Raw genomic sequence first — 8,105 nt, 5'->3', positions numbered from 1 at the left:
AAAACACATTAAAAAAGTTTAAAACTAAAACACAAAAAATAGACCAAAAAACTAAAACAAAAACTAAAAAACATCTAAAACCATATCCAACAATCATAAACCTTTATTTTAATTATGGATAATCTCCTATAATAAAAGTTTTGAATTCATTAAATATCTTATTATCTATTAAAATGAATGTCTGTAGGTCTATCAATATTATTCTATATATTAGTTGTTTTTAAACAAATATCTTCTGAATTGAACTTATTTAATTTATAGTTCTATTTAAAATTCATTTATAAATGTGTTATTAATACTTATTATTACTTATAATCTCAATTTAGGTAAAAGGTGGAAAAATAATGAAAAAACATTGGGTTTCGAAAAAAAGTTTTATTTTAATTATAATGATATTCTTGGCATGTTCCATATTTATTAGTTCTACATCAGCAACGCAATATAATGTAACTAATCAGAGTTCTAATCAAGACATTGATGATCTTATTACAAATATGAGTGATAATGATATTTTATTTTTTGAAGAAGGATTATATCAAGATAAGATAATAAAATCAAATAAGAGTAATATTAACTTAACAGCTAAAAAAGGAAAGGTTTTATTTAATGGGTCTGGGTCTGCTAATAATGTAAATGCTATTGAACTCAATGGGAATTATATAAACATAATAAACATTAGTATATCTAATTATTATGATGGGATTAATTTAAATGGTAATCATAATAATGTATATAATTCTGATTCTAGCTATAATGAAAATGGAATATGGTTAGAAGGTGATTATAACAATGTTTATAATAGTACTACATCTAACAATAACAATAATGGAATTCTTGTAATAGGCAATTATAACAAGATTTATAATTCAACATCAAAGAATAATTTAGATGGTATATGGTTTGTTTATAACAACAACACAGTTTATGATATTATATCTAATGATAATCAGGGCAATGGGATCTATTTTGGAGGTAATGATAATAGTGTTTATAATTCTTCTTTTAGAAATAATGGGTTAGGAGTCACTTTTTCTGGAAATAGAAATAGTATTTATAATGTCATATCTAATGATAATTATGCTGGGGTCTCTTTTGAAGGTAATCGTGCATATGTCTATAATTTAACAGCTAATAACAATGTGGGTGATGGGCTTCTTATAACTGGTAATTATAATAATATCTCTAATGTAACAGCTAATAATAATTACTTTGGAATCTATTTGCTGGGAATATTTAATAATGTATATAATTCAATAGCTAATAACAATGGTAATTATGGAATACATTTCACCCCTGGAACTAATATGGACACTGGGGATGGTTCTGAGGGTGATGATTTTGGTGATGGTGGTTTCTTTGGTGGTTTTTTAGGTGATGGTTCTGAGGGTGATGATTTTGGTGATGGTGGTTTCTTTGGTGGATTAGTTGATGATGAGTCTGAGTCTGGCTTATCACCTACAACTAATACTTATAGTAATCTTTACAATTCTATAGCTATAAATAACACTTTTTATGGAATTTCATCAGATGGAGGTAACACTACTATATATAATTCAACAGCTACTAATAATGGATTTCTTGGAATTTATCTATTTAAGGATAATAATGCTATTTATAATTCTACCTCTGAAGATAATCCAATAGGAATACTACTTGAAGGTAATCATAATAAAATTTTCGCATCTAATATTTTAAATAATAATATTGGTGTTCAAATAATGGGATCTAATTCTAGTATAGTTGGAAATATTATTGCAGATAATAATGTAACTATGTATTTTGAACTATGGGGAAATAGAATTATAGATACGAATGTTAATTTTAATTTAATATATAATAATAGTCTAAATTTTGATATTGGTACTGATTCTAGTATAGGTATTACTAATGCTAATTATAATTGGTGGGGCTATGATATAATTCCTTATAATTATGATATCGAAAATATTTCAATAGATTATTATATTACAAATATAACCATTACTAACAAATCTAATGCATTTGTTGGGGATGATTTATTAATACAATATTATTTTGTAATGAATAATAATGGTGTTATTGTAGATCTACCTAATTTAGTAGCTAAAATAAATAATATTAATACTAATAATAGTAATACTAATTCTTACTATCTTTCTGGAGATTCAAAAGATGATATCAGTATTCCTTTAGATTCGCTTGAAACTAAGTTTTCTATTATATTTTGTGGAAAAGAATTTGATAATTTCACATATATTACACATTATGGAACAGGTAAATTAAACATTAGTAATTACAGTGAAATTGTAGGAAAAACTATTAATATTACAGTTAATTTAACTACTGAAAATAACAATCCTTTAAAAAATAAGAATGTCTCAATTACTATAAATGGAACAAGATATAATTCATCAACTAATAATAATGGAATAGCTACATTTTCAATAGATTTAGTTAGTTCAGGAATATTTGAAATAGTGGCTTCTTATGATGAACATGAATACAATGTTCCTAATGTAAATAGTACATTAATTGTACATGCGACTGGGAATATATCAATTAATTCTCCAGTTATTGCCATTATAAACGATACAATTACCATTACAACTACTTTTAAATCATATAATAATGTTTTACTTTATAATAAAACTATTATTTTAATCATTAATAATGTAAGCCATAGTGAAAAAACTAATATTGATGGGGTAGCTACTTTTACATATCTTACAAATAAAACAGGAATTCTTCAAATAACTGCAAAATACAATGGTACTGATTATATAACTTCTGATGTGAATAAAACACTCACAGTTAATAAAATAGCTACAAGTATGACATTAGGTAATTTAACTGGTATTTATAGTAATAATGTTAATTTACAGTCTACTTTAAAGCAAAATGGGTTTAATTTGAGTAATGTTACTGTTATTTTTTATGTTGATGGTATTGAAGTTGGTAGGAGTGTAACTAATGGTAGTGGTGTGGCTGTTTTTAGTTGGAAGGTTAATCAAGTAGGTAATTTAAAGTTAGAAGCTGTTTTTAATGGTACTGATTTTTATCTAAGTTCTTCTAATGCCAGTTTAATGAGTGTAAGTAAGGGAAGTACATTTGTTGTTGTTCCTAATTTTAGTGGTGTTTATGGGGATAATATTGAGTTAAATGCTACTTTAAAGCAAAATGGGTTTAATTTGAGTAATGTTACTGTTATTTTTTATGTTGATGGTATTGAAGTTGGTAGGAATGTAACTAATGGTAGTGGTGTGGTTGTTTTTAGTTGGAAGGTTAATAGGGTAGGTAATTTAAAGTTAGAAGCTGTTTTTGGTGGTACTGATTTTTATCTAAGTTCTTCTAATGTTAGTTCAATGAGTGTAAGTAAGGGAAGTACATTTGTTGTTGTTCCTAATTTTAGTAGTGTTTATGGGGATAATATTGAATTAAGTGCTACTTTAAAGCATGGTGTTTCTCCTTTGATGGGTGGTACTGTTATTTTTTATGTTGATGGTAGTGAAGTTGGTAGGAGTGTAACTAATGGTAGTGGTGTGGCTGTTTTTAGTTGGAAGGTTAATAGGGTAGGTAGTTTAAAGTTGGATGCTGTTTTTAATGGTACTGGTTTTTATTTAGGTTCTTCTAATGTTAGTTCAATGAGTGTAAGTAGGGGAAGTACATTTGTTGTTGTTCCTAATTTTAGTGGTGTTTATGGGGGTAATATTGAGTTAAATGCTACTTTAAAGCAAAATGGGTTTAATTTGAGTAATGTTACTGTTATTTTTTATGTTGATGGTATTGAAGTTGGTAGGAGTGTAACTAATGGTAGTGGTGTGGCTGTTTTTGGTTGGAAGGTTAATAGGGTAGGTAGTTTAAAGTTGGATGCTGTTTTTGGTGGTACTGATTTTTATCTAAGTTCTTCTAATGTTAGTTCAATGAGTGTGAGTAAGGGAAGTACATTTGTTGTTGTTCCTAATTTTAGTGGTGTTTATGGGGGTAATATTGAGTTAAATGCTATTTTAAAGCATGGTGTTTCTCCTTTGATGGGTGGTACTGTTATTTTTTATGTTGATGGTATTGAAGTTGGTAGGAGTGTAACTAATGGTAGTGGTGTGGCTGTTTTTGGTTGGAAGGTTAATAGGGTAGGTAGTTTAAAGTTGGATGCTGTTTTTGGTGGTACTGGTTTTTATTTGGGTTCTTCTAATTCCAGTTTAATGAGTGTGAGTAAGGGAAGTACATTTGTTGTTGTTCCTAATTTTAGTGGTGTTTATGGGGGTAATATTGAGTTAAATGCTATTTTAAAGCATGGTGTTTCTCCTTTGATGGGTGGTACTGTTATTTTTTATGTTGATGGTAGTGAAGTTGGTAGGAGTGTAACTAATGGTAGTGGTGTGGCTGTTTTTAGTTGGAAGGTTAATAGGGTAGGTAATTTAAAGTTGGATGCTGTTTTTGGTGGTACTGGTTTTTATTTGGGTTCTTCTAATGTTAGTTCAATGAGTGTAAGTAAGGGGAGTACATTTGTTGTTGTTCCTAATTTTAGTGGTGTTTATGGGGGTAATATTGAGTTAAATGCTACTTTAAAGCAAAATGGGTTTAATTTGGGTAATGTTACTGTTATTTTTTATGTTGATGGTAGTGAAGTTGGTAGGAGTGTAACTAATGGTAGTGGTGTGGCTGTTTTTAATTGGAAGGTTAATAGGGTAGGTAGTTTAAAGTTAGGCGCTGTTTTTGGTGGTACTGGTTTTTATTTGGGTTCTTCTAATGCTAGTTTAATGAGTGTGAGTAAGGGAAGTACATTTGTTGTTGTTCCTAATTTTAGTGGTGTTTATGGGGGTAATATTGAGTTAAATGCTATTTTAAAACATGGTGTTTCTCCTTTAATGGGTGGTACTGTTATTTTTTATGTTAATGGTCAAGATATAGGTAGGAATATAACTAATAGTAATGGAATAGCTATTTTAAATTGGAAGGCTGATCAAATAGGTAGTTTAAAATTACAAGCTATTTTTAATGAGGATAATTTTTATTCATCATCATCTGATATTAATTCTGTTATTGTAAATAAAAAAACTAGTTCACTTAGTGTTTCTAACTTTAATGCTGTGTATGGGGATAAGATTAACTTGTATTCTATTTTAAAACAAGGTGCTTATCCTATAATTGGTGAAGTTGTTGTTTTTCGTGTTAATAATGTAGAAGTAGGTAAAAACCTAACAAATAATAATGGAATAGCTACTTTAACTTATAAATCTAATCAAACAGGTAATTTAAAATTACAAACTATTTTTAATGGAAACAATTTATATATTGGATCAACCAGTAATAATTCCATAGAAATAATTAAAAAACAATCTTTAATTATTATTTCCAATTTCAAAGGTAATTATAATAAAAATATTAAATTAAAAGCGATATTGAAAGATAATAGTAATAGTTCCATTAATAAAGAATTTATTAATTTTCATGTTAATGGTAAGTATGTTGGTAAAAATAGAACTAATTCTTTAGGTGTAGCTATATTTAATTACAAAATTGAATCTACAGGAATTTTTAAAGTTAAAGCTGAGTTTAATAATGGAATTAATTATCTAAATTCTAATAGCGAAAGCTTATTAACAGTTCCTAAACAAACAACAATAAAACTTAAAAATTTCAGCAAGGAAGTGGAAAAACTGTTATATTTCATACTGTATTATCTAGTAGTGGACCTGATAAAAATAGTTTTACAGTATCTATAAAAATTCCTAATGGTTTTAATATAGTTAAAATATGGATTAAAAACAAACAACAAACTACTGTTAAATATAATAAGAAAACTAAAACTGTTGTTTGGACAGTAAAAGATATTAAAATCGTAAAAAGTCATTCAACTTGTATTATCATAACTTTAAAAACAAATAAAAAAGGTATGTTCTCATTTAAACCAATTGTTAAAAAATTTAAAGGTCTTAAAATATCATCTAATAATAAAGCTACATTTAATGTTTTTAAATAAAAAATAAGGAAATTGAAAAGAAATTGGGAATGTAGTAGAGAATAATATATCTCATTATCTTTAATTTTAAACATCTTTAATTTTAAACAACGTTTTGTCAGCTTATTCATACTTATTAATATATAAATCATTAAAATGATAGTATAATCTATGGAAAAGAATGTGGTGCTATTTGATATTGATTATATAACTAAGGATGAAAAGGCAGTTATTCGTCTTTTTTGTAAAGATAAAGATGGTAATCAAGAAAGAAGTATAATAGCTATTGATGAATCTTTTGAACCATACATTTATGTTATACCAAATGATTTCAAAAGAGCAGAGGAAGATATAAGGGAATTAGGTTTTGAAAAAATTGAAAAAGTGGTTAAAAAAGATTTTCAGGTAGAAACTGAATTTTTAAAACTTATTTTTAATCATCCTCAGGATGTTCCAAAACATAGAGATACCATTTCACATCTTGCTTCTGTTAGGGAAATTCGTGAACATGACATTCCTTTTTATCGTAGATATTTAATTAACAATGATATTTTTCCAATGTCTAAATTAAAGTTATCTGGGGAATTTATAGATAAATATGAAGGGCTTGAAAAATCTAGTGCATTGATTTTTAAATTAGATAGTTCTCCAAAATCAGTTGGTGAAGATTATTCTAATTTTAGAATTCTTAGTTTTGATTTAGAGGTTAGAAATCCTAAGGGGATGCCTGATTCAAAAAAAGATGAAATAATCATGATAGGGGTTTCTACAAACACTGGAATTAATAAAGTTTTGTCTACTAAGGATGAAGATTTAGACTTTGTAAATGTACTTGAAACAGAAAAAGAAATGATAAAAACATTTATAAATATAATTAAGGAGGAAAATATTGATATTCTTGTTGGCTACAACTCAGATAATTTTGATTTTCCATATCTTCGAGATAGGGCTAAAATTTATAATCTTAATTTAGATATAGGAATGGATGGATCTTCTATTAAGTTTTTAAGACGAGGAGGTTATCAAAACTCAGCAAGTTTTAAAGGTCTGATCCATATTGACTTATATTTGGTTATGAGACGTTATATGAGTCTTGAAAGGTACACATTAGAGAGAGTTTACCTTGAATTGTTTGGAGAAGAGAAAATTGATGTTTCTGGAGATAAAATATGGCAATATTGGGATAATGGTGGAAATGATTTAAAAAGGTTGTTTGAGTATTCTTTAGATGATGTTGTAGCTACATTGAAGATAGCTGAAGTAACTTTGCCTTTAAGTTTAGAGCTTACAAAAATAGTAGGTCAACCTTTCTTTGATATAACTCGTATGGCAACAGGTCAGCAAGCTGAATGGTATTTAGTAAGGAAAGCCTATGAAATTGATGAAGTTATTCCAAATAAGCCAAATGGAGCAGAATTTAACTCTCGTAAAGGTGATAAAAATACTGGAGGATATGTTAAAGAGCCAGATAGAGGATTACATGAAAATCTTGTTCAGTTTGATTTTAGAAGTCTGTATCCAAGTATAATTATATCAAAAAATATTTCACCTGATGTATTACTTAAAAAAGATCATTTTACAGGACATTATATTAAAAATATTGTAAGTAAAAAGTTAGATGGGAAAGAACCAAATCCAGAAGATTTTTATGTTGCTCCAGAACATTTTAATATGTTTGCAAAAGAACCTGTTGGATTTATTCCATCAGTTCTTGGAAATGTTTTAAATGAGAGAATAAGGATTAAAAAACAGTCAAAAGAAACAAATGATGAGTTAGAACGAAAATCTTTAGATGTACAACAACAAGCATTAAAAAGACTTGCAAATACAATGTATGGGATTTATGGATTTTCCAGATTCCGATGGTATTCTATGGAATGTGCAGAGTCAATTACAGCATGGGGAAGAGAATTTATTCAAAACACGATGAAACAGGCTGAGCAATTTGGTTTTTACGCAATATATGCTGATACTGATGGATTCTATGCTAAATTCCGACAAAGTCCAGAATATAAGGATTCTGAAAATAAGGATTAATAGCACAGCTGTTAAGTTAAGGATTTAATCGATTCTATAGAATTGCCTTAAATTAAACATTGCTTCTTTATTTTTTTCTTATTTCAGAAACTTCTTCTACAATTGGTTCTATTTTTTCTTGGTGGGGTTT

The 8,105-nt window shown here is 27.6% G+C and carries 2 protein-coding genes; both read left to right on the top strand.

Annotation, left to right across the window (positions count from 1 at the left end; translation table 11 throughout):
- Positions 1 to 344: 344 nt before the first annotated feature.
- Complete coding sequence (locus MBFIL_RS00960; RefSeq protein ID WP_066970580.1) at positions 345 to 5,702, top strand: Ig-like domain repeat protein; 5,358 nt, start codon at positions 345 to 347, stop codon at positions 5,700 to 5,702.
- A gap of 407 nt (positions 5,703 to 6,109) precedes the next feature.
- Entirely contained in the window at positions 6,110 to 7,975 is a 1,866-nt protein-coding gene (locus MBFIL_RS00950; protein WP_066970576.1) for a DNA-directed DNA polymerase, read from the top strand.
- Positions 7,976 to 8,105: the final 130 nt, after the last annotated feature.

Origin of the sequence: Methanobrevibacter filiformis (assembly GCF_001639265.1) — an archaeon.
Taxonomy (GTDB): domain Archaea; phylum Methanobacteriota; class Methanobacteria; order Methanobacteriales; family Methanobacteriaceae; genus Methanacia; species Methanacia filiformis.
This window is presented reverse-complemented; position numbering and strand designations above follow the sequence as displayed.

What these genes read in the sequence shown, in the direction of transcription:
- MBFIL_RS00960 (WP_066970580.1), top strand. Translation starts at nt 345, where the DNA reads ATGAAAAAACATTGGGTTTCGAAAAAAAGTTTTATTTTAATTATAATG.
- MBFIL_RS00950 (WP_066970576.1), top strand. Translation starts at nt 6,110, where the DNA reads ATGGAAAAGAATGTGGTGCTATTTGATATTGATTATATAACTAAGGAT.